Source organism: Mesorhizobium muleiense (assembly GCF_900099905.1).
GTDB classification, from domain to species: Bacteria; Pseudomonadota; Alphaproteobacteria; order Rhizobiales; family Rhizobiaceae; genus Mesorhizobium; species Mesorhizobium muleiense.
Genome location: NZ_FNEE01000019.1, coordinates 89164 through 111026, shown reverse-complemented (window position 1 = coordinate 111026; position 21863 = coordinate 89164). Strand labels below are relative to the sequence as shown.

Sequence of the window (21863 nt, the reverse complement as noted above, 5' to 3'; positions counted from 1 at the left end):
ATGAAAAATAGCGTGAAGGCAGGCAGGCAAGGGCAATCAAAGGGGTTTGATCGCATGAAAAAGACCGTTCTCATGGCAGCGGCACTGGCAACGATGCTGTTCGGTTCTTCGGTCGAGGGCTGGGCAGCCAAGCTGGTTGCAAGGATCGACGTGTCATCGCAGACGATGACTGTAAGATACGGCCGGGCGGTCTACCGATGGCGCGTATCCACGGCGCGCAAAGGCTATATCACGCCGCGCGGCAGCTACCGGCCGCAACGAACGGCACGGATGTGGTATTCGCGCAAATACGACATGTCGCCGATGCCTCATTCGGTGTTCTACCGCGGCGGCTATGCCATCCATGGCACAGGCGCAGTAAAATCTCTCGGGCGCCCAGCGTCGCATGGCTGCGTGCGACTGCACCCGTCCAATGCCGCCGCCTTCTATTCGATGGTGCGGCAAGCCGGCTTTCGCAACACACGGATCGTGGTGACCAACTAGAGCGCGGAAAACACGCCGATCGCCCCGACCAGAACTAGACTTAGCGCCCAGATCACATCCAGATCAAACCAGCTTTTCGAAAGAAACCTTAATCCCAGCCACCGATAGACGCCGAAGGCCAAAGCGCCGCCCGCAGTGATCATCGCGCCGGTGTGGACCGCTGCCACGCCGATCGAGAGCGCTGCAGTTCGTGCAATGAGGGCGGTCGCGGCACGGTGCCCGGCATCCGTTTCAACGACGCCGCACAGGCCGAGGTAGATCGGCACCAGCATCAGGCCGGCGCCATGCGCGACGGCGACGAGAAAGGACCAGAGCGCCAGTCGCGACGGCGGCACGCGCGCCAGAAATCTAGGATGCCGCCGGTTGAAGAGCAGCCAGACTCCGAGCGCGACGACAATTAGACCTGCGCCAACGCGGATCTCGGTTTGCCAATCAACCAGCATGGTCATCAGCGCGAAGGGCAAGAGGACCACCGTCATGGCGACAAGATGCCCGAACGCCAGCGCCAGAAGTGCGCCCGGCAGCGCATAGGGTCGCCGTTCCATCAGGGCGGCCGAAACAGCAAGCGGCCAGCCCATACCCGGGTTTACGCCATGGTAAATCCCGCTGGCGACCACAGCAAACCAGAGGCCGGCTGTGGTCGAAAGGAGTTCGGGCAACACCTAGACTGATGGGTAGCAGAAACTGTCGGTAGAGCAGTCGCCGCCTTCAAGCCGGATCTGGTGCGTTCGATAGCCTTTGGGGAACTCGACGAAGAAGTTGGTGTCGAGCGTCAGGCCACCATTGGCGCCAACATCGGCCTTCACCATCGCCCCGCCGCGCTCACCGGGATAGAACTGATCGTCCCAGGTCGAGTAGAGCGAATTGGTCCAATAGACACGCTTGCCGTCGCGGCTAATCTCGACCATCTGTGGCCCATAGCCGAAGACCTTGCCACAGGGGTGCTTGGTCTTCTTGACGATCCCACCCAGTTCGACCTTGCCCGCCAGAACCGGCTTCATCGGGTCGCTGACATCGTATTGATGCATTTCACCCGTACCCCAACAAGCCACATAGAGATACTTGTCGTCGAGGCTGAGGTCGATGTCGGTGACCAGAGGGGGCACCGCCGAGAAACCCTTCAGAAGATCCGGCAGATCGTCGGCATTGGCCGGTTGAGGCGGGATGACCGCCGTCTTCTTGGCCTGGAACTTGCCATCTGCGTCGCGCCACCAAGTCCAGATCGAGCCTTCGAGATTGGTGGTATCGACCACAACGCCGCAGAAGCCGTATTGCTGGACTGGATCATGCGCCGGGCGGATTTCGAGCGCCATTTGGTGATTGGCGCCCAGATCGATCGTCTGAATGTTCTTACGCGCACGCAGATCCCAGAAATGCATGCGGTGGCCGTACTTGTTGGACAGTAGATCCTCAGGGACGATGCCGTTTTCGAACTGCGGCGGCAGGGCCCATTCGGAACTGACCATGTAGTCGCGCGGCAGGTTCCACCAGAAATCGTAGTGCTTGTCCTGGGCGCCACGATCTATCTCATAGCGGCCAATGACATCGAAGGTCTGGCAATCCATGATGAAAATGCCCGGAGGACCGTCGGTACCGTCCTTGCCGCCGCCGCCGAGGGTCGAGACATAGATGCCCTCGGGTCCGCAGTGGATCGTATGCGGGCGGGAATAGCCCGTCTTGGCAAAGACTTCTGCGGGTTCGATGATCTTGTGAATCTTGGCGGCTGTCGGCCCGCCCTTCACATCAATTATGTAGATGCGCGACGAACGAATGCCCGGAATGATCAGATAACGACGCTCCAAAAAGGCGTGGCCAGTCAGTGGTGATAGCGCCGAAGAACACGCATTCCAGCCGAAGTGATGAAACTCATCGCCCTTGTTTGGCATGATCACAGTGTGGACGATCTTGCCGAAATCCGGCGAATTTGGATCGACATTCACCACAGCCAAACCGTCGGGTTGCGAGAAGTCCGGGCTAAGCATCAACGTGTAGGCCAGAGTTTCCGGCGGCCCTTCCATAGCCAGCTTAGGTGACGGATAGAATGTGGGGTCTGGTCGCAGATTCATCGCGGTATCCTCCCTACGCGTTTGTGAAACTTTTTTTGGTGCTCTCCGTGTCGCTCCCTTTTGAAATGCGGCCCAGGTAGGGATCACAATACACCAAGTCTCCTCGTCTGTCTGACACCGCGTCGCGCTAGCACTATTTACGTGGGCAGACTTTGGGCAGAATATACGGGGTGGGAGGGAGCATTCGGAATCCTGAATAAATGCGCCCGAACGGCTTCCGACCGTTGGTTGCAAGGGAGGATAATCATGAAACGTATTTTCTCGCTCGCGGCATGTGCCGCGGCGTTATCGCTCGGCGTATCGAACGCCTACGCACAATCGGGCGGCGTCGACAAGGCGGTCGGCGGCTACAGCTTCGAAGAAGCCGCAAAGGAGGCCCCCGGTACCAAGGACTTCCATTCGGCCGATGGTCACCTCACATTCGCTATCGTGACACACACTGCCGGCAATGGCTTCTTCGATCCGGTCTACGTCGGCGCGACCGTCGCCGGCAACCTGATCGGCGCCAAGGTCCTGCTGCTCGGCTCGGAATCGCCGACTGACGACCCTGCCCGCGAGATCGAAATCCTGAACCAGATCGTGCAGGATCCGACGATCGATGGGCTGATCATGACAACGCCCCAGGTCGGCGCCTACAACGACATCGTCAAGGCTGCCGAGGCGAAGGGGATACCGGTCGCTACGACCAATTCCTTTGACGGCACGCTCCTCAACCGCAGCGGCATCGGCCACACCGGCCAGGACGCCTCCGCTGCCGCAATCGCCGGCGAGGCGCTCGTCAAGTGCCTCGCGGACAAGGGTATCGAGAAGGGTTCGATCGTCCTGCCGTCGTCGACCGCAATGGGCAACATCGAGGTGAACAACCGCGTCACTTCGGCTTTCAACGCCATCGTCAAGGGCTTGAAGGATGCCGGCAAGCTTGATGCCTTCAAGGTCGACGCGGGTCCGGAGAACACCGGTATAGACACCAATCCGAATGACCCGGTGAACGGCATCGTGACGCTGTTTGAATCGCGCGGCGACGTCGTTGGCGCGTTCGCCGGCAACAACGTGTTTACGCCGGCGCTTGCCAAGGCCGTCGCTCAGACCGGACTGACCGGCAAGATCTGCGCCTACGGTTTCGACCTCGGCCCGGCCCAGCAGGACGCGATGAAGAGCGGCGATCTGACCGGCGCGCTCGGGCAGCAGCCCTTCTTGCAGGGCTTCTGGCCGGTCATGCAGCTCTATCTGGAGATCGACCGCGGCATCGCGGCGGCCAACCTCGACACACGCGCCCAGCTGGTGACGAAGGAGACCGTCGAGGATGTCGGCAAGCGCTTCGAGAACTGAGTCCACTCGAAACGTCTGAAATCATTGCGGGAGAGCGCAGGCTCTCCCGCAATGCGGCAGCAGGAAATCAACCAGAAGAGACCATGGCGCTTACCGCGACCACATCGCTCGGCCGTGCGCCGTCCCAGATTGTCGGCGGCTGGGAGGCGGGGCTCGTTGCGTTGCTTTTGCTGCTCTATCTCGGCGGCGCTCTCGTCAATCCCGCGTTCTTCGGCTCAACAGGAGCGTTTCACTCGCTGCTCCGCGACACCTCGCGGGTTGCCATCATCGCGGTCGGAGTGACCTTCGTCATCGTCAACAAGGATCTCGATCTTTCGGTCGGTTCAACTTACGGCCTAGTCGCCGTCGTCTTCGCCAGGCTGTTCGCGCCGAACTTCCTTGACCTCGGCGTCGTCACGTCGGTGATCCTCTGCCTGCTGCTCGGCACGCTTATCGGGCTGATCAACGGCGTGCTCGTCACCATCCTGAAGGTGCCGGCGTTCATCGCCACGCTGACCGTCCTCTTCATCGGCCGCGGCTTCGTGCTGGCGCTCACTCACGGCCAAGCGATCTACTACCCTGCCAAGGCGACCGGCTATCCGGGTTTTTTTCACCTCGGCGAGACCAACCTCCTCGGCTTCAACAACCAGATCGTGATCTTCCTCGTTGTCGCCGTGATCGGCGCCTATGTGCTTGCCAAGACGCGCTGGGGCTACGAGACCTTCGCCACCGGCGGCAACGAGCAGGCGGCGTCCTATGCCGGCATCCCGACCAACTGGGTGCGCATCCGAGCCTTCCTGATCTCCTCGCTCTGCGCGGCGCTGGCCGGCTTGATGTCAGCTGCGCAGGACAAGGGCGTGACGCCGCTCTACGGCGTCAGCGGTGAGCTGACCGTCATTGCCGCCGTGATCATCGGCGGCGCCTCGATCCTCGGCGGCCGCGGCCGGGTCGCCGGATCCTGCCTTGGCGCCCTTCTGGTGGTGCTGCTCGACAAGGTATTGCGCGAGGGCTGGCCGATCACGCGCATCATCAAGATCGGCGACGAGGAGATCACGGTCAACGCCGTTTTCTCGCTACCGGTCGGCGCGGTGCCGGTGTTCCTCGGGCTGCTACTCGTCGTCGCTGTGCTCATCGAGCCCTATCTCATCCGCCGCCAGGTGGCAGGCCGCCTCTGGGCCTGGCTCCGCGGCCGGCCGCCGCCACCGGCCTACGAGATCGGCGGCATCGCGATCGAGGGGGTGCAGACCAAGGGCGCGATGGCGACCGACATGGCGTTGTCGGCCACCGGGTTCGGCAAGTTCCTCGCCCGGCGCGACGCGCTCGCCATCATCCTGACCGCGCTCCTGTGGCTGACCGGCCTCGCGCTCCGGCCGGACTACTGGTGGAACCTGTCCAACAGCTTCGCTATCTTGCTCAACTACACCGAGCTTGCGCTGATCACCATCGGGCTCACCTACGTCATCGCCGCCGGCGATATCGACCTCTCCGTCGGGGCGGTGCTTGCCCTCGCCGGCAGCACAGCCGCCTATTTCCTCAAGGTCCTCGGCGCCGACCCCGTGACCGCCGTGGCGATGGGCCTGCTGGCGGGCATGTGCGCCGGCCTCGTCAACGCGATCGTCACCGTCGGCTTCAAGCTGCCGGCCTTCATCGCCACGCTCGGCATGTTCTACATCGCCCGCGGCCTCGCCGCCTGGTTCGTCGCCGGGCAGCAGCTCACCGGCTGGCCCGAGGGCTACAACCTGCTTGGCCGCAAGGTGAACGACATCCTGCTGCACTACCGCATCTCGCTGCCGGACGGGCTGCTGCGCTCGATCGCCGAGGTGGTGAGCGTCCAGACCATCTGGATGCTGTTGGTCGCCCTCATTGCCGGCGTCGTGCTCGCCTACATGCCGTTCGGGCAGAAGGTCTATGCGACCGGCGGCAACATTCGCGCCGCCGCTTATGCCGGGATCAACACCAACCGGGTGCGGTTCTTCGCGCTCATGCTGGCGGCGCTCTGCGCGACAATGGCCGGGATCATCAACGTCGCCTACTTCCGCAGCTTCAACCCGGTGGCCGGCCAGTTCCGCGAGCTCGACGCCATCGCTTCGGTGATCATCGGCGGCGGTTCGATCTTCGGCGGCTACGGCACCGTGATCGGGGCGCTCGCCGGGGCGGCGGTGATCACCCTGATCCGGGCGCTGCTGCAGCTCAACGTCCAGGGCTTTACCATGCCGCAGCACTGGATCAACGTCTTCATCGGTGGCATCCTGATCGTGGCGGTGCTGATCGACATCTGGGTGCGCCAGGCCAACATCTTCGGCCGCCTGCGGGCGCGCCTCGCGCGGCGCACAAGGACGGCGGAAACGACCCATGCGTGACGCGACCAGGCCTGCACCGATCGTAGAAATGCGGGGCATCGAAAAAGCCTTCGGTGCGGTGCAAGCGCTCCGCAATGTCGACCTCGTGCTCTATCCCGGCGAGATCCTGGGCCTCGTCGGCGACAACTCGGCCGGCAAGTCGACGCTGATGAAGATCCTGACCGGCGCCTACCAGCGCGACGCGGGCGGCGAGATCTTCGTCGCCGGGCAGCCGGTGCACTTCAAGAGCCCGCACGAAAGCCGCGACGCCGGCATCGAGATGATCTACCAGGATTTCGCTCTTTGCGGGAATATGGATGTCGGTCAGAATATCTTTCTTGGCCGTTGGCCGCGCAGGGGCCTTTTCGTCAATCGGCGGAAAATGTACGCGGAAGCCGACAGTGTGCTGAAGCGGCTCAAGGTCGACGTGAACTCCGTCTATCAAAAGGTCGAGAGCCTTTCGGGCGGCCGCCAGCAATCGGTGGCGATTGCCCGCGCTATCTCCTTTCAGCCGCGCGTGGTGATACTCGACGAGCCGACCGCCAATCTCTCGGTGATGGCGACCGAGCGGCTGCTCGAAACCATGCTGGAACTGAAAAAGCAGGGCGTTGCCCAGATCATCATCTCCCACCGCCTCGTTGACATCTTCGCTGTGGGCGACCGCGTGATGGTGCTTAAGCGCGGCGAGAACGTCGGCGATCGCTACATCAAAAACACCGACGAGCATGAGGTCCTGGAGATCATCGTCTCCGGCACGCGAGAGCATGCACTTACGGCCGATGAGGCAATGCTTTGACCGATCAGGATCACTTTTCTCCTGGCGTCGCAGAAATGCGGCTAAAACCACCCGCTCTAAGTCCATCGAGATTGTGGCCCGAGATGGCGAAGGGACCGGTGTTGGCTGCGCTTTCTCGCCGTTGCGCCGCGATCACCACCCGAAGGTCGCATTGATTGCACCCAACGGGCGCCGAACCATTCGATGAGGATGTCAATCAGCGCACGCACCTTTCTGGGCGCAATCCCGCCAGGTGGCCGCACCACATAGATCCCCGCCTCTGGCGAGGGATAATCCGCCATCACTTGTCTCAATGTACCCTCCGCGATCGGCACGTCGGTAAGGAAGTCGGGCAGCGCAGCAATGCCCAGCCCAGCCAAGAATGCGGCGGTTCAGAATAAAAGCGCTCTGTAGTGATCCTTCGCGTCCCCGTCTGTCCTGCCGGACAGAGGGGGGCGCTGTCCGGGCGCTGTCCCTCCGCGATCAAAGGTTCTGCACCGCAGCAGCGCGAGGGCTGGCGGCAGCGGCGAGCAGGGCTGAGCCCGCCAGCAGGGCGGCGGCGAGCAGGAAGGCGCTCCACCAGCCGGCAGTGTCGAACAGCATGCCGCCCGCGGAAGCGCCGCCGGCGATGGCGAACTGGATCAATGCGACCTGCAGCCCGCCTCCAGCTTCAAGATCGTAGGGAATGATCTGAGCCATCCATGTACCCCACGCCGCCGGAATCGGGGTGTTGAACAGCCCCCAAAGAACCAGAAGCGAAGCCGTGGCCCAAAGCACCGGTCCCACTGCGATCAGGAGCAGGGCGAGGAGCGCAAGCGCGCTCGGCAGCCCGATCAGCACGGCGGTGAGGTTTCGCCGGAGAACAAAGCCGGCGATGGACAGTCCCGCCAGGCCTCCTAGGCCGAGGCCCAGCAGCACCAGCGACAGGGCGTTCACGTCGAGGCCGGTGACGCTTTCAAGGAATGGGCGCAGATAGATCGACAGCGAATTCATTCCCATGAAAGCGAGTCCAGTTGCGGCCATGCCGATGGTGAATGTCCGATTGCGCAGCAGACGGAACATGCTGGATACCGAAACGGCCTCCATTGGCGGCATCTTCGGCAGAATGGCCAGTTGCCAGACGAGCGCCGCGACGCCGACCGGGACTGTGACGAAGAAGGTGCCCCGCCACCCGATCAATTCGCCGAGGAAGCTGCCGAGCGGTGCGGCGATGACGATCGCCAATGCAGTTCCGCCCTGCAGCAGGGCGATCGCCTTGGGCAGGTCGGAGCCTGAGGCCAGGCGCGCCAAAATGGCCGTGGAGAGCGACCAGAAGCCGCCGATCGCGATCCCGACCAGGGCCCGTCCGGCCAGAAACACCAGGAAGTTGGGAGCGAGGGCAACAGCCAAACTCGATGCGACCAGCACTGCCGTGTAGAGCAGGACGACCGTTCTCCGGTCGAACCTGGCCAGCAGCGCGTTGCCGAACAGGCTGGTGATCACGGCAAAGAACCCCGACACGGCGATCGCCTGTCCGGCCTGGCCTTCCGAGATGGCCAGATCCTGCGCAATCGGAGTCAACAGGCTCACCGGCATGAACTCCAGGCCGACGAGAAGAAAGGTCAAAAGCGAGAGGCAGGTGACGGCGGCCCATGGCGTTACCGGCCCTTCAGCCGCCAGCGTGTCATCCAGTGTCAGTTCGATAGCCATTTCGTGCGCTCCTGTCCGTCGAAAGACTAGGTAGCCGGGCTGGCCTTGTCAGACTAGCAGCTATAATCTGCATGTCGTAGTGAACGGAGCTCACCAATGCCGCGTGACGAGTTCAGTGAGATGCGAGCCTTCCTTGAGGTCGCCCGGGAGCGAAGTTTTACGCGAGCGGCGACCAAATTGGGTGTTACCCGATCGGCCCTCAGCCATACGATCAGGGCAATGGAGGAACGGCTTGGCGTCCGTCTGCTCTCTCGCACGACCCGCGATGTGGCGCCCACGGCGACCGGAGAACGCCTCGTCGAAAGCATCGAGCCGCATTTCGAAAGCATTGCCGCCGGGATCAGCGCGATCAGCGCCCTGCGCGGCCAGCCCTCGGGCCAGATCCGTATCGTGTGCCCCGATGATGCCGTCAATCTGGTCTTTCGCCCCAGGCTGCCAGCGTTCCTGCGAGACTACCCGGACATCAATGTGGAGCTCATTGTCGACAACGGCTTCACCAACATCGTCGAGCGTCAGTTCGATGCCGGTGTTCGACTTGGCGAGGCAATCGCCCGTGACATGGTGGCCGTTCGCATTGGTCCCGATGTCGGTTATGCCGTCGTCGGCTCACCCGATTATTTCGCTCGTCGGGGTGCGCCGAAAAGCCCTCAGGACTTGACCGACCACAACTGCATCAACCTGCGGCTTCCCAGCTCAGGCGCGCTATATGCCTGGGAATTCAGGAAGAACGGACGCGAGTTCAGCGTCCGTGTGGACGGCCAGCTGACCCTGAACAATATCGCGCCGGCGCTTGACGCGGCCCTCGACGGCATCGGTTTGGCCTATGCACCGAAGGATCTTGTTCAACCCCATGTTGAGGGTGGTCGGCTCGAGGAAGTCCTTGCCGACTGGTGCCCGACCTTTCAAGGCTATCATCTTTACTATCCCAGCCGACGCAATCAATCGCCGGCGTTTGCAGCCTTTGTCGCGGCTTTCCGGTATCAATCTCGATAGACCCTTTCGACCCGCCCCAAGATCGCAGATCACGACGTGGGCTCGATCGGCACCGGAGCCAGGGTGCGCCGCCTGATCCTGGGGGAACATGCCCATCGGACCCGTTAGCGTCGAGGAGCGCGAGGCGAAGGACTCACGCGGCCCGTTCGGCCGTGCCCTCGAAGCTGTCGAGGTTCGTCGAAGTGAAGCCGGGGCAGGCAGCGTCGGCGCCGGCATCCTCAAATTCGATGGCGAAGGCGAGCGTCGTCGCATCGAGGGCAGTCTCCGAGGGGCTGTAAACAGGGCCGAACAACGCGCGCTGTGGACTGGACGGGTCGACGCTGACGATGCGTGCCGCCGGCGCTTCACCAAGCAGCCGCAACATCGCCTGCGTGACGGCGACGACGCCGAACACGTTGGTCTCGAACACCGCGCTTCCCTCGAGGGGCGCCGCATGCGAGATGCCCTGCTTTCCCGCATCGGAAGTGCCTGCATTGTTCACCAGGACGTCGAGGCGACCGAACTCGTTACGGATGCGCTTTGCCGCGGCGGCGATCGAGGCCTGGTTCGTGACATCGAGTTGGACGGCGCGGGCATCCGCGCCGATGCTCTTTGCAGCCGTCTCCGCATGCTCGAGCTTGCGCGACCCTACGAGCACGGTGAGGCCGTGCGTCGCCAGGTCCCTGGCGATCTGGAGGCCGATGCCCTTGTTGGCTGCAGTGACCAGGGCAATAGGTTTGACCCGCATGGTGATCTCCTCTTTTTGCATTGACGTGTAGGCAACGGCGCCATGCTGTGCTAATTTTCCCAATCGGAACTGCATTCCGTTTTATACGGAACATCGTTCCGTTTATCAAGTGGAAAAATCATGGACGACAAATCGGAGGAGCGGGGTGGTGGCTTGGAGCCCGTAAACTCGACGGATCGGCGCGTGCGTGCGGACGCGCAACGCAACTCCAAGGCGCTGCTCGAAGCAGCAATGGCAGTGTTTGCGGCTTCGGGGGTCGATGCTCCGGTGCGAGAGATCGCCGATAAGGCCGGCGTTGGCGTGGGTACGCTTTATCGGCATTTTCCGCAGCGTTCGGACCTGATCGTGGCGGTCTTCCGTAACGAAGTGGATGCCTGCGCAAATGCTGCATCTGCCATTGCCGCCGAATATGAACCCGGCGAAGCGCTCGCCCGATGGATGCAGCGTTACGTGGACTTTATCGCTGCCAAGCGTGGACTCGCCGCGGCCTTCTCCTCCGGCGATCCGGCATATGAGTCTTTGCCGCTGTATTTTCTTGAGAAACTTCGGCCCGCGCTGCAGACCTTGCTGGATGCCGCGACCGAAGCTGGCGACGTTCGCTCGGACGTTGATGCGAAAGAACTATTGTTCGCGATTGCCAGGCTCTGCTCACCAGACCGCTATGGCGGAGGCCCCGACCAGGCACGACGGATGGTTGGCTTGCTGGTGGATGGACTTCGCTATGGCGCCGCTTCGGTTGGCTGATTGGTCTTGCCAGGACAGGCCACCGAGCGATCGGTGACTAAACAAACCCGCGTCGGCAACCGGGCGGGGTCGGTGGCGCAATTAGAACATTGCCAACAATAGCATAATTGCTGTCACTCACTTCTACTCAGGCGGCTTCGCCGCGGTTCCTCGCCCGCTTGTGCTTCCCGCGCGGGCCGCTGATTTCCCATCTTTTGTGGAACCACATCCACTGGCCGGGATCCTCGCGCACCCAGCGCTCGACCACGTCGTTGAGCAGCTGGGTGGTGCCATGGACGTCGACACTGCCGGCGGCGGTGCGCGGCAAGGTCAGTTTGTCCTCGATCTCGAGCCGGAAGCGGTTGCCCGGCAGGCGCACGCAGCGCGCCGGATAGACATCGCAGTCATAGTGCCGCGCCAGGGTGCCCAGGACCCGGTTGCTCTCGCATGGGCGGCCGAAAAAAGTCGTTTCGAGCCCGCTCGAGAATTTCTGGTCGACGAGCACGCCGATATTGCCGCCTTTCTCCAGGATGGCCGCCAGCGCGAACGAAGCGCCGGTCGCGGAGGGCAGGAGCGAGCCCATGGTCGAGCGGCGTGTCGAGAGGATGTAGTCGGCAAGGTAGGGGTTGTTGGGCGGACGAAACAGCGCCGTGATGTTCATGCCGAACGTGGCTGCCGCCACCGGAAGCAGCTCGAAATTGCCGAGATGCCCGGTGAAGATGATATGCGGTTTTTGCTCGCCGGCGATTTGCACGAAGTGCTCGACCCCCTTGACCTCGATGCGGCCCGGTTTTGTCGCGGCGGGATCGTAGTCGAACAGGGCATCGAGAAAGACGTATTCCGCGGCAAGGCGAGCCATGTTGCCCCACATGTCGGAGGCGATGGCCTGGATCTCCTTGTCGCTCTTTTCCGGATAAGCCTTGCGCAGATTGGCGATGGCGACGTTATGGCGCCCCACCCAAGGGCCAATGCGGCGGGCGGCGCGGTCGGCGAAATTGAGCGCGCTGTCGACCGGCAGCCGGCGCAGCAGCCAGATCATCGTCATGGCGACGCGCGCCAGCAGCCAGTAGTTGAACTGGCGCAGCCGCCTGCCGTGGCGGAACGCCAGGTCCCGGCGGAGTTTTTTGAAGGCGGTGCCGACCATTCCTAGACGCGCAGGATGATCTTGCCGAACACGTCGCGGCCTTCCATGCGCTTCAGCGCGGCGTCGATGCCGTCGAAGCCGACTTCGGTGTCGATAACCGGAGAAACCAGCCCCGCCGCCATTTTCTGCATGGCGTCGGCCATGTTTTGCATGCGGCAGCCGAACGAGCCGAGCAGCTTCAGCTGCTGCTGGAACAATTGCATCAGGTTGATCTGCGTCGAAACGCCCGAGGTCGAGCCGCAGGTCACCAGGCGGCCGCCGCGTTTCAGGCACAGCATCGAGGCGGCAAAGGTGTCGGCGCCGACATGCTCGAAGACGACATCGACGCCCTTCTTCTTCGTCAGCTTGCGCACGACGCCTTCGAAACGGTCGTCGCGGTAGTTGATGACGTGATCGGCGCCAAGCGCCTTCGCCTTGTCGATCTTGTCGTTCGAGCCAACCGTGGTGATCACGGTGCAGCCCATTTTCTTCGCCAGCTGGATCGCGGCGGAGCCGATTCCCGAGCCGCCGGCATGGATCAGGATGGTTTCGCCGGCCTGCAGCCTGGCATTGTCGAACAGCATGTGCTCGACCGTGCCGAAGGTGACGGGCGCGACGGCGGCGCCGACGTCGGTCACGCCGGGCGGGGCAGGGACCAGCAGGCGCGCCGGCAGGTTTATCTTCTCTTGCGCAAAGCCGTCGAGATGGAAGCCGTGAACGCCCGAGACATGCTCGCAGAGGTTGTCGCGGCCTTCGCGGCAGGCGCGGCAAAGCCCGCAGGTGCGCGCGCCGTAGATCGATACAAGCTGCCCCGGCACAAGGCTGGAGACGCCGGGGCCGACCGCCTCGACCTCGCCCGAGGCTTCGGCGCCGACGACCAGCGGCAGCTTGCGCTTGGCGAAGGCCATGCCGCGCCAGCCCCAGACGTCGATATGATTGAGCGCCACGGCCTTGATGCGCAGCGTCACTTCGCCCAGCGCAGGCTGCGGCGGAAGCGGCAGGTCCACCGTTTCAAGGCGGCGGTCCTCGATAAGTTGCAATGCGCGCATGGAGCCTGTCGGTTCTGTTGGCGAAGAACGGTCGCTTAGACTGGTTCCCGCGCCATGACAAGGCAGGTGTTCTGGCCGCCGAAGCCGAAGGAGTTCGACAGCACCGTGCCGACCTCGGCGTTGCGCTTCTGGTTCGGCACCACGTCGAGCACGATCGCTGGATCGGGATTGTCGTAATTGATGGTCGGCGGGATGACGCTTTCGCGCATGGTCATCAGCGAAAACGCCGCCTCGACCGCGCCGGCGGCCGACAGCGTGTGGCCGATCATCGATTTGTTCGACGAGATCGGCATCGAGCCGATCCGCTCGCCGAACACGGTCGACAGCGACAAATGCTCCATCTTGTCGTTTTCCGGCGTTGAGGTGCCATGGGCGTTGACATAATCGATCTCGTCCTCGCCCAAGCCGGCATCGCCCAGCGCCGCGCGAACCGCCGCGATCGCCGGCGAGCCATCCGGCTTCGAGCGGGTGCGGTGGAAATCGTCGGCCTTCTCGCCGCAGCCGCGCAGGATGCCGAGAATCGTCGCGCCGCGGGCGAGTGCCGCCTCGAGCGATTCCAGCACAAGCGCGCCAGAACCCTCAGCGAGGACAAAACCGTCGCGATCCCTGGAAAACGGTTTTGACGCCTTTTCGGGGATGTCGTTGTGGGTGGAGAGTGCGGAAAGCAGCGAGAAACGGATCAGCGCCTCGGCGGTCGCCGAGCCGTCGGCGCCGATCGACAGGGCCCGGTCGCATTCGCCGCGGCGGATCGCCTCGACACCGAGCTGGATCGAGGTGGCGCCCGAGGCGCAGGCCGTCGACAGCGTGATCGGCAGGCCGCGCGTGCCAAAACGGTCGGCGAGCCGGTCGGCGATCGAACCGAACTGGGTGGTCTCGAAAACATCGAGCCCCTTCAAGCCGCGCGCCACGCGAAGCAGCCGTTCGGCGCCGACGTCGTGCTTGTCGGAATTGTACAGCGAAAAGCGCTCGCTCCAGTCGAGCTCGACCGGCGGCGAGGCGAGGAAAAGCGGCCCGCCGAAATCGCCCGAATCGAGGCCGGCTTCGGCCACGGCTTCCTGCGCGGCGATCTCGGCGAGGTCGTAGGTAAGAAGGGAAGCGCCCTTGGAGCTCGACGGCAGGAAATCGACCGTGCCGGAGATGCGGGTGTTCAGATGGTCGACCGGAAAGCGGGTGATCGGATGGATGCCGGACGTGCCCGCGGTGAGCGCTGCCCAATTGTCGGCCTTGCCGACGCCCAGCGACGTCACCACGCCGATGCCGGTGACGGCAACGATCGGCCTGCCCATGTGGTCGTTCAGATTGGCCATGTTTTTGTCCCGAAACCCTCTAGGCGGCGTTGACCAACGCCATGCCCTCGAATTGGTGATAGCCGATCGCCGTTGCAAGCACGGTCCTGGGAATGCCGTTGAACGGCTTCTCGGTGGCGGCGTCAAAAGCCGGGTAGGCGGCCTTGCGTTCGACAGCCAATGCAGCCAGCGCCACGGCGAAGGGAAACTGCGCTTCCTTCATGTGGCCGGTCAGCGTCGAAAAACCGCGTGCGGCAATCGCCGGATTGGCGTCGAGCGCCGATTTCTCGGCAGCAGTCGCGGCATGGGCACCCGAAGCGCCTGAAATCGTCAGCAGCTCGCCGTTCGGCAATGCCGCCTGGCTGAGCAGCGCGGCAATCTCGGCATCGAGCTCGCCCTGCCGGCGTATGGCGCGTCCGGATACGACCGGGCCGAGTTCGGCATAGATCTTTCGCCCGCGGCTGATCGCGTGCTCGCGCTGTTCCAGGACGAGAAACGCACCGCCCGATCCAGTCACCACGCCGCCGCCGTCCAGGCCCTGTCTCTGCCAGACCGGTCTCCAGGGGCCGCGATGCAAGTAGCCGGCCAGCTCATAGCCAAGCAGCATGTCGGAATGTTCGGTCTGGAATGCGCCGCCGACCAGGATATGCGTCGATTGGCCGGAGCGGATGCGCGCGGCGGCTGTCTCGACGGCGGCGACGCCGGCACCTTCCTCGCCCATGAAGGTGCGCGACGAGCCGGTCACCTTGTGGACGATCGAGATGTTGCCGGCGAGCAGGTTGGAAAGCTGCGCCAGAAACAGCGTCGGCCGCAATTCGGTGGTCAGTTTCTCGTTGAGCAGCACGTCGCGGTCGTTACGGCTTTCCGAAGCGGCGAGAATGTCGGCGTCGACCGCCTCGTCGCGCTCGCCGCCGCCGGCAGCCACCACCATGTCCATCGTCGTGCAGAGATCGTCATTGCCCTTGATGCCGGCGTCGTCCAGCGCCATGCCGGCGGCGTAGGTGCCAAGCCGCTGCCAGGTTTCCATCTGCCGCTGGTCGCCGCGCTTGGCGATCTGCAGGTTCCAGTCGATCTCCGGCAGCGGGTGGACGGTGTAGGGCGAGAAGCGCGCGGCTTCGAGCACCGGCTCCAGGCCGGGGTGGACGAGCTTGCGCCAATGCGCATCCGGACCTTCTCCCAGCGAAGAGACAAGGCCGATGCCTGATATGACGACGTCGTGGCGGCTCATGGGCGAGGGTTCATGGGGCGGCTGTTGTGGGTCAGGCTGGAAAACAAGCCATTTTCAGGCGTTCTTGGCCGCGACCAGCGCGTCGATCTTGGCGCACAGGTTCTTCATGACGAAGTAATCGTCGGTCGAGGCCTTGCCGTCATTGACCTCCTGCGTCCACTTTTCAAGCGGCACCTTGATGCCGAATTCCTTGTCGATGGCAAAGACGATGTCGAGGAAGTCGAGGCTGTCGATGCCGAGATCGTCGATGGTGTGGCTCTCGGGGGTGATCGTGTCGATATCGATCTCACTGGTGTCGGCGATGATCTTGGCGACTTTGTCGAACGTGGTGGACAAGGGCTTTTCCTTCGGTGGCGGGCGGACTCTGTCCGCATGTTGTTGCGCGCTGTCTAATCGGTTTTTCCGGGCAGGAAAAGGCCTGAACGCCGGGCGCAGATGGGTTACCCACTCCGTAAACGCAAGAAGAGCCGTTGGCGACCCTCCCGGCGATATGCCGCAACCACCCCATCTCTGGTGTACCCGTGGTACAGAAATCTATGACCATAGAACGCGTGCAGACCGGAGTGCGCCTCGAAAAACGATTGGTGACGGAGCTCAAGGCCCTGGCCGAGTATCGCGACATGAGCCTGGGTGACCTCATCGAGGGCATCGTGCGGCATGCCTTCGAAGGCCAGACGCCGTTTTCCGCGGCGACCCTGGAAACAATCGGCCAATTGAAGCGCATCTACGGGTTGGAGCTCAGTGCGGCAGACAGCCACCGTTTGGCGGAAACGAGCGGGGAGGGGGATCACGAACCATCTTGAGCGCAGCACAGCATCGTGCTGTCGGGGCCGGTCGACCGCGTTTTTCCGCTGTTCACGCCGACTGGGGGGACCCGGCTGACGCGGCGTGCTACTCTGCCAACAGAGGGGATCATGCAGATTATCGATCATAACCTTCAGCCGACAGAAGAGTGGCGTCCCGGCGTGTCGACCAGAATGCGCGTTTCTGCGGTCACCGAGGCAGCCACGCTCTGCATATTCGAACAGTGGGTCGCACCAGGAAGTGGCACACGTACTCACACCCATCCCGTCGAGGAAGTCTTGACCGTGCTGGAAGGCCAAGCCGAGCTGTGGTTGGATGATGAACGAGAAACAGTATCGACGGGACAATCAGTCATCGTGCCGGCCGGCCGCTGGCATGGCTTTCGCAATGCCGGAAGCGCGACATTGCACATGCAGGCCATACTGGCCGCGCCAACCTTCGAGGCCTCTTTCGAGGGGCAGCCGGAAGTGACGAGGAATTGGGCTACCGCAAAAGCGTAACACGCGCCATCTTGACGACGGGACCCGCGCCTGGCTCCAATCTGATCCGTGGATCGTGTATTGCGACGAGACGTCGGGATCGGAGATCAGCGGACATGGGCGAGGAGGGCTTGGCAGAGATCTCAACCCGGTATCTTCGCTTCGCCGACACGGAAGCTCGCAGTCGCTCACCGCTCTATGAGGAGTTGGCTCGTGCTGTCGCAGGGGACCGCGAGACACTCGGCTTCCTGTCGACCCTCCCGGACGTGAAGCGGCAACCGAATCTTCTGCTCGCCGTAGTGCGCCACCTGTTCGGCACACCGACAGGGTGGACCGAGTTTCGCCAGGCGCTTCTGGCGCACCCCGAGCTTGTCCGCTCGCTCATGCTCGAGCGCTCGACGCAAACCAACGAGCCGGGAAGGTGCGCCACACTGCTGCCCGTCCTGGCGCGCCTGCCGCAGCCGCTGGCCCTCCTGGAGGTCGGGACTTCCGCAGGGCTCTGCCTTATGCCCGACCTCTACAGCTACGACTACGGGCGCACGGTGCTCCGCACACCCGTCACGGCCTCGGAACCGCCTGTCTTCCGATGCTCAGCCAGCGAGACAACGCCATTGCCGACGGCCCCGCCGCATGTCGTCTGGCGAGCGGGATTGGACCTGAGCCCGATCGATGTTTCAAACCCCTCGCACGTCGCATGGCTTGAGACGCTGGTCTGGCCGGAGCAGACGGCGCGGCTTGCCAATCTGCGGGCGGCCCTAATGATCGCTGCCACAGTCAAGCCTCGGGTGGTGAAGGGCGACCTGCGCGGGAGCGACCTCGTGCGGCTCTGCAGCGAAGCGCCAAAGGACGCTACCCTCGTTGTCTTTCACACAGCCGTCCTCGACTATGTCTCCGATCCGGCAGAAAGAGAGGCCTTCGCAGAACAGGTGATGCGTCTTTCTCCGTATTGGGTATCGAACGAGTTCCCTCGCGTGTTCCCGTCCATCGCCACACGCGCCGGAAAAAGCTGGCCGCCAGGCCGCTTCCTCCTATCTGTGAACGGCTCCCCTGTCGCTTGGACCGACCCGCATGGCGCCTCGCTCGAATGGATCGCGGACGAGGCGTAGGCGGCTGGCAATGACAACGTCTTCAAACCGCTCGCCCAAGGTCAGCTATCGGCGCTAAGCCGACATCTCTGATGGGTGTCGCAAACGTCCGCATTGGGTCATCTGCGTAAATTCGGCCGAGGCCGAACGAACGAGCTTCCGCTAGGGGTCGGAACCGGTATTCCGTTTAGGGACCAAGCGTTAGATTTCACCACTGGCGAACGCTTAAACTAAACCGGCTCCAGCGCTGATCAAAAAGTGACGCGGCCGAGCACGCGCAGGCCGTCGCCTTGCGGCTCGACGATCACGGCTTCGCCTTCGCGCGGCGAGATGCCGGTGAGCGCCATGATGTTCTCCAGATGGGTGACCATGACAACATTGTCGGAGCCGGAATAGGCGCTGATCTCGTTCATGATCGCCTCGAGCTGGGCGGCTTTCTCGCTCGCGTCGGTTTTCAGCAGGTCAAGCGGAGCGAAGGGTTCGGGCTCTTCTCTGAAAGCGGTGCGGGCCGTGTCGAGGGCGCGGCAATAGCGGCTGGACAGCACGCGCTCGACCGGCGCCGCGCGGGCATCGAAAAGCGCGCCGATCTTGCGTGCCTGCTGCTTGCCGCGCACCGAGAGATTGACCTGGGTGGCGCATTTCTCGATGTCGAAATTCGCCGGATCGGTAGTGCCGGTGACCATGGCATGGCGAAGCAGCACGACATGTCCGCCGTCGCGCAACAGCGCCCAGCCGGCTTCGGTCGCGTGGGCCGCGGCGGGAATGACGAGCAGCAATAGAGCCAGCACAGATCGAAGCATCAGGCGTCCTTTTCCGGTCACCGGAGGTTCCGGTGACCACATATAGGGACGGCAAAGACGGCTGAAAAACAAGGCATCACCTATCCCGGCTGTTTGCGAGAACGGACCGCTTTGCAAGGCGGGGCGGTTGCGCTCAAATCCCGGCTCGCCTATCAGGGGAAAAATGTCCCCACTCATCGAAACCGTCCTTTTTGTCTTCGGCCTTGTCGCGCTCGGCTATCTGGCCGGGCTCACCGGCTATCTGAAGGCCGAGGCGGGTGGGGCCATCGCCGAATTCGCCGTCGGGGTGGCGATGCCGCTGCTTCTGTTCCGCACCATGGTCAACGCCGATTTCCATGGCACTGCGCCCTGGTTGTTCTGGGGAGCCTATTTTACGGCTGCCGCAGTGACGTGGGCCGCAGGCCACCTGGTCATCACCCGGGTGTTCGGGCGCGACTCGCGTGCCGGGGTCGTCGGCGGCGTGTCGTCGGCTTTTTCCAACCTCGTCCTGCTCGGCATCCCGTTCTTCCTCGGCACATTCGGGCCAAGTGGATTCGAAGTGCTGTCGCTGCTGATTTCCGTGCATCTGCCGACGATGATCATGGCATCGATCATCCTGTTTGAGATCTTTGGCCGCGGTGACGAGCATGTGCATCCGCTGCGCATCATCCGGCGCTTCTTTCGAAAGTTGCTCTCCAATCCGCTGATCATCGGCATCCTGGCCGGATGGGTGTGGCGTATCACCGGCCTGCCATTGCCGGCGCTGGTGGTCCGGCTGGTCGACGCGCTGGCCAACATCGCCGGACCGGTCGCGTTGTTTGCCATGGGGCTGGGCCTGTGCCGTTTCGGCATCTCCGGCAATGTGCGGCCGGCGCTGGCGCTGTCGGCGCTGAAGCTGATGCTGATGCCGGCCGTCGCGCTCTGCCTGGTCTGGCTGCTTGGCCTGCCGCCGCTGTCGGCGAAAGTCGCGGTCGTGGCGGCCGCGCTGCCATCCGGGGTGAATTCCTACCTGATTGCGACGCAGTTCAACACCGGCCAGGCGCTGGCATCGAACCAGATGACCATCGCCACCGCCTGCGCGGTCGTCACCACGGCGTTTTGGCTGACGGTGGTGGTCCACGTGTTTGGATAGGTATGATCGATATTGATGCCTGCGAAGGGCGGTTTCCTGGTGCTTCCGGTACTCATATACCCAAACGTTACGTTCCGTTCCGGTTCTCGGGAGCCGCCGGTCCGGTCGTTTCCTCACACCCTCAAGCAACAACGGGAGCGCAACGGCCTCGCCATGTGCTGGCCCAAACCCTATATGCCATCTTGCGATTGATTGCGGGGCTTGCCCTAGGTAAAGAGCAGTGGCTCCAGGCGTGCCGGCATCGATGCCAGTGCGCACGCCCGTCCAGGAAATCCAGATAGCGGCCCGTCAGTGCGCCGAACGGAGGCTAGACCATGCTTCAGAAAACCAGCCATTTCATGCGCCAGGCCAATCTCATCAACGGCGAGTGGGTGCAGGCCGACAGCGGCCAGACGGTCGACGTCAACAATCCGGCCACCCGCCTCAAGATCGGCACCGTGCCGAAGTCGGGCAAGGTCGAGACGCGCCGCGCCATCGAAGCTGCCGACGCCGCCTTCCAGACATGGCGCAAGACCACCGCGCTCGAGCGCTCGAAGCTGTTGCGCAAGCTGCATGACGCCATGATGGACAACCAGGATGTGCTGGCCGAGCTGCTGACCATCGAGCAGGGCAAGTCGCTGTTCGAATCGAAGGGCGAGATCGGTTCGGCAGCCTCCTACATATTGTGGTTCGCCGAAGAAGGCCGCCGCACCTATGGCGATGTCGTGCCGTCGCCCTGGGCGGACCGCCGCATCCTGGTGACCAAGGAGCCGGTCGGCGTCATCGCCGCCATCACGCCGTGGAATTTCCCGTCCTCGATGCTGGCCCGCAAGCTCGGTCCAGCACTTGCCGCCGGCTGCACGGCGGTGGTCAAACCGGCGTCGCAGACGCCTTATTCCGGCCTCGCCTGGGGGGCGCTCGCCGAGGAGGTCGGCTTCCCCAAAGGCGTCATCAACATCCTGACCGGCGCTGCCGGCGAGATCGGCGACGAGATCTGCGCCAACCCTCTGGTCAAGAAGATCACCTTCACCGGCTCGACCGAGGTCGGCAAGATACTGATCCAGAAGTCGTCCGTCACCGTCAAGAAGGTGTCGATGGAACTTGGTGGCAACGCGCCGTTCCTGGTCTTCGACGACGCCGATATCGAGCGCGCCGTCGCCGGCGCGATCACCGCCAAATACCGCAATTCCGGCCAGACCTGCGTCTGCACCAACCGCTTCCTGGTCCAGGCTGGTGTCTACGACAAGTTCGTCGAAAAGCTCGCCGCCGCCAGCGACGGGCTGAAGGTCGGTTCCGGCCTCGATGACGGCGTGCAGCAGGGGCCGCTGATCGACGAGAAGGCGGTCGAGAAGGTCGAGGAACTGATCGCCGACGCCACCGCCAAGGGCGGCAAGATCGTCGCCGGCGGCAAGCGCCATGCGCTCGGCGGTTCGTTCTTCCAGCCGACGGTGATTTCCGACGCCACGCCGAAGATGCGTTTTATGAAGGAAGAGATCTTTGGCCCGGTAGCGCCCGTGTTCAAGTTCGAAACCGAAGAGGAGGCGATCGCGCTCGCCAACGACACCGAATTCGGCCTCGCCTGCTATTTCTACTCCGGCGATCTCGGCCGCGCCTTCCGGGTCATGGAAGGGCTGAAATACGGCATGGTCGGCGTCAATGAAGGCCTCATCACCACGCCTGAGGCGCCGTTCGGCGGCGTCAAGGAATCGGGCCTCGGCAAGGAGGGCGGACATCAGGGCATCGAGGATTATCTCGACACCAAATATGTCTGCATCGGCGGCCTCGGCCTCTGATCGGGCAGGGGTCAATTGACTGC

General features: G+C 63.2%; 22 protein-coding genes. 11 read left to right on the top strand and 11 right to left on the bottom strand.

Annotation, left to right across the window (positions count from 1 at the left end; genetic code table 11):
- Nucleotides 1-54 precede the first annotated feature (54 nt).
- The gene (locus BLT09_RS25635) at nucleotides 55-483 is read left to right on the top strand and encodes a L,D-transpeptidase (RefSeq protein ID WP_023802989.1); all 429 of its coding nucleotides are present in this window, start codon (nucleotides 55-57) and stop codon (nucleotides 481-483) included.
- Here BLT09_RS25635 and BLT09_RS25630 read toward each other — a convergent pair.
- A complete protein-coding gene (locus BLT09_RS25630; RefSeq protein WP_208602544.1) occupies nucleotides 480-1142 on the bottom strand; it encodes a hypothetical protein in 663 nt (220 codons plus the stop codon). The two genes, BLT09_RS25635 and BLT09_RS25630, sit on opposite strands and share 4 nt — an antisense overlap.
- A gap of 3 nt (nucleotides 1143-1145) precedes the next feature.
- Nucleotides 1146-2549: a selenium-binding protein SBP56-related protein gene (locus BLT09_RS25625; protein ID WP_091598264.1), complete on the bottom strand. Its 1404-nt coding sequence runs from the start codon at nucleotides 2547-2549 to the stop codon at nucleotides 1146-1148.
- A gap of 246 nt (nucleotides 2550-2795) precedes the next feature.
- Here BLT09_RS25625 and BLT09_RS25620 point away from each other — a divergent pair, with 246 nt between their 5' ends.
- The 3 genes from BLT09_RS25620 (at nucleotide 2796) to BLT09_RS25610 (ending at nucleotide 6992) form a co-directional block, all read left to right on the top strand.
- On the top strand, nucleotides 2796-3878 hold the full coding sequence (locus BLT09_RS25620) for a substrate-binding domain-containing protein (RefSeq protein ID WP_091598261.1): 1083 nt from the start codon (nucleotides 2796-2798) through the stop codon (nucleotides 3876-3878).
- A gap of 83 nt (nucleotides 3879-3961) precedes the next feature.
- The gene (locus BLT09_RS25615; protein ID WP_091598258.1) at nucleotides 3962-6217 is read left to right on the top strand and encodes an ABC transporter permease; all 2256 of its coding nucleotides are present in this window, start codon (nucleotides 3962-3964) and stop codon (nucleotides 6215-6217) included.
- On the top strand, nucleotides 6210-6992 hold the full coding sequence (locus BLT09_RS25610) for an ATP-binding cassette domain-containing protein (RefSeq protein WP_091598255.1): 783 nt from the start codon (nucleotides 6210-6212) through the stop codon (nucleotides 6990-6992). Before BLT09_RS25615 ends, BLT09_RS25610 begins: the two co-directional genes overlap by 8 nt.
- A gap of 56 nt (nucleotides 6993-7048) precedes the next feature.
- Here the strand turns inward: BLT09_RS25610 and BLT09_RS35905 are convergent, their stop codons facing one another.
- Together BLT09_RS35905 and BLT09_RS25600 are read right to left on the bottom strand one after the other, a co-directional pair.
- A complete protein-coding gene (locus BLT09_RS35905) occupies nucleotides 7049-7351 on the bottom strand; it encodes a LysR substrate-binding domain-containing protein (RefSeq protein WP_091598252.1) in 303 nt (100 codons plus the stop codon).
- A gap of 103 nt (nucleotides 7352-7454) precedes the next feature.
- A complete protein-coding gene (locus tag BLT09_RS25600; RefSeq protein ID WP_091598249.1) occupies nucleotides 7455-8660 on the bottom strand; it encodes an MFS transporter in 1206 nt (401 codons plus the stop codon).
- Between the two features lie 96 nt (nucleotides 8661-8756).
- Here BLT09_RS25600 and BLT09_RS25595 point away from each other — a divergent pair, with 96 nt between their 5' ends.
- On the top strand, nucleotides 8757-9653 hold the full coding sequence (locus BLT09_RS25595; protein ID WP_091598246.1) for a LysR family transcriptional regulator: 897 nt from the start codon (nucleotides 8757-8759) through the stop codon (nucleotides 9651-9653).
- A 133-nt stretch (nucleotides 9654-9786) separates the two neighbouring features.
- Here BLT09_RS25595 and BLT09_RS25590 read toward each other — a convergent pair whose 3' ends face one another.
- Entirely contained in the window at nucleotides 9787-10380 is a 594-nt protein-coding gene (locus BLT09_RS25590) for an SDR family NAD(P)-dependent oxidoreductase (protein WP_091598315.1), read from the bottom strand.
- Nucleotides 10381-10500: 120 nt separating this feature from the next.
- Here BLT09_RS25590 and BLT09_RS25585 point away from each other — a divergent pair, with 120 nt between their 5' ends.
- Nucleotides 10501-11124: a TetR/AcrR family transcriptional regulator gene (locus BLT09_RS25585; protein WP_023802979.1), complete on the top strand. Its 624-nt coding sequence runs from the start codon at nucleotides 10501-10503 to the stop codon at nucleotides 11122-11124.
- Between the two features lie 127 nt (nucleotides 11125-11251).
- Here BLT09_RS25585 and BLT09_RS25580 read toward each other — a convergent pair whose 3' ends face one another.
- From BLT09_RS25580 to BLT09_RS25560, 5 genes are read right to left on the bottom strand one after another with little or no spacing between them, the layout of a single operon-like run.
- Entirely contained in the window at nucleotides 11252-12247 is a 996-nt protein-coding gene (locus BLT09_RS25580) for a lipid A biosynthesis lauroyl acyltransferase (protein WP_091598243.1), read from the bottom strand.
- A 2-nt stretch (nucleotides 12248-12249) separates the two neighbouring features.
- A complete protein-coding gene (locus BLT09_RS25575; RefSeq protein ID WP_091598239.1) occupies nucleotides 12250-13275 on the bottom strand; it encodes a zinc-binding dehydrogenase in 1026 nt (341 codons plus the stop codon).
- Between the two features lie 35 nt (nucleotides 13276-13310).
- Nucleotides 13311-14582, bottom strand: coding sequence for a beta-ketoacyl-ACP synthase (locus BLT09_RS25570; RefSeq protein WP_091598236.1), 1272 nt, complete (start codon nucleotides 14580-14582; stop codon nucleotides 13311-13313).
- 19 nt (nucleotides 14583-14601) lie between these two features.
- Nucleotides 14602-15789 carry a beta-ketoacyl-ACP synthase gene (locus tag BLT09_RS25565; protein ID WP_091598233.1) on the bottom strand — a complete coding sequence of 396 codons (1188 nt, stop codon included), beginning with the start codon at nucleotides 15787-15789 and terminating at the stop codon, nucleotides 14602-14604.
- Nucleotides 15790-15843: 54 nt separating this feature from the next.
- A complete protein-coding gene (locus BLT09_RS25560) occupies nucleotides 15844-16125 on the bottom strand; it encodes an acyl carrier protein (RefSeq protein WP_006335407.1) in 282 nt (93 codons plus the stop codon).
- A gap of 200 nt (nucleotides 16126-16325) precedes the next feature.
- Here BLT09_RS25560 and BLT09_RS25555 point away from each other — a divergent pair, with 200 nt between their 5' ends.
- From BLT09_RS25555 to BLT09_RS25545, 3 genes are all read left to right on the top strand, one after another.
- Nucleotides 16326-16592, top strand: coding sequence for a ribbon-helix-helix domain-containing protein (locus tag BLT09_RS25555; protein WP_091598231.1), 267 nt, complete (start codon nucleotides 16326-16328; stop codon nucleotides 16590-16592).
- A gap of 111 nt (nucleotides 16593-16703) precedes the next feature.
- A complete protein-coding gene (locus BLT09_RS25550; RefSeq protein ID WP_091598312.1) occupies nucleotides 16704-17093 on the top strand; it encodes a cupin domain-containing protein in 390 nt (129 codons plus the stop codon).
- A 95-nt stretch (nucleotides 17094-17188) separates the two neighbouring features.
- Nucleotides 17189-18178, top strand: coding sequence for a DUF2332 domain-containing protein (locus BLT09_RS25545; protein WP_091598228.1), 990 nt, complete (start codon nucleotides 17189-17191; stop codon nucleotides 18176-18178).
- A 230-nt stretch (nucleotides 18179-18408) separates the two neighbouring features.
- Here BLT09_RS25545 and BLT09_RS25540 read toward each other — a convergent pair whose 3' ends face one another.
- The gene (locus BLT09_RS25540) at nucleotides 18409-18957 is read right to left on the bottom strand and encodes a histidine phosphatase family protein (protein WP_023802971.1); all 549 of its coding nucleotides are present in this window, start codon (nucleotides 18955-18957) and stop codon (nucleotides 18409-18411) included.
- A gap of 163 nt (nucleotides 18958-19120) precedes the next feature.
- Between BLT09_RS25540 and BLT09_RS25535 the strand changes: the two genes are divergently transcribed.
- Nucleotides 19121-20068 carry an AEC family transporter gene (locus BLT09_RS25535; RefSeq protein WP_091598225.1) on the top strand — a complete coding sequence of 316 codons (948 nt, stop codon included), beginning with the start codon at nucleotides 19121-19123 and terminating at the stop codon, nucleotides 20066-20068.
- A 314-nt stretch (nucleotides 20069-20382) separates the two neighbouring features.
- The gene (locus tag BLT09_RS25530) at nucleotides 20383-21840 is read left to right on the top strand and encodes an NAD-dependent succinate-semialdehyde dehydrogenase (protein ID WP_091598222.1); all 1458 of its coding nucleotides are present in this window, start codon (nucleotides 20383-20385) and stop codon (nucleotides 21838-21840) included.
- Nucleotides 21841-21863: the final 23 nt, after the last annotated feature.